The organism is Mesorhizobium sp. M7A.F.Ca.CA.004.12.1.1 (assembly GCF_003997835.1).
Classification (GTDB): domain Bacteria; phylum Pseudomonadota; class Alphaproteobacteria; order Rhizobiales; family Rhizobiaceae; genus Mesorhizobium.
The window spans coordinates 1-414 of the sequence record NZ_RZRK01001535.1 but is presented as its reverse complement, the minus strand read 5'-3'; the positions used below and the strand labels follow the sequence as shown (position 1 = coordinate 414).

2 pseudogenes are annotated in these 414 nt (G+C 67.6%); one reads left to right on the top strand and one right to left on the bottom strand.

Annotated elements, in window-relative coordinates:
• Positions 1–222, top strand: a pseudogene (locus EN984_RS37425) (hypothetical protein); the annotation flags it as partial.
• On the opposite strand, the pseudogene EN984_RS37420 reads toward EN984_RS37425, so the two are convergent.
• Positions 174–414, bottom strand: a pseudogene (locus EN984_RS37420) (ATP-dependent DNA helicase RecG); the annotation flags it as partial. The pseudogenes EN984_RS37425 and EN984_RS37420 overlap by 49 nt on opposite strands.

Below are 414 nucleotides of genomic sequence, written 5' to 3'. Positions count from 1 at the left end.
TTCCTGATGTATGTGCCGAAGTCGGACATCGTGCTGCTCGACATGACGATTGAGGACGGCGCCAAGCTGATTGTGTCGGCCGGGCTGGTGGCGCCCGAGGTCAAGCAAATGGTTGTCGTGAATGGCGAGCCGATCGAAGGGATGCTCGCCAACCCGTCGGTTGCCGCCCTGGCTCAGCCGGCGCGCAGGAGCCGCACGGCCTCGTCGCGGCCGAACAAATAAAGCAGCAGGCGCAACGCCTCGCCACGCTGCGATTGCAGCTCCGGGTCGCGCGACAGGATCAGCCTGGCATCGTCGCGGGCGGCCTCCAGAAGGTCGGCATGCGCCTCGATGCGCGCAACCTGGAAACCCGGCGTGCCGGACTGGCGGGTGCCCCCCAATTCGCCCTCCCCGCCCAGCCTCCGGCCCTCTTCC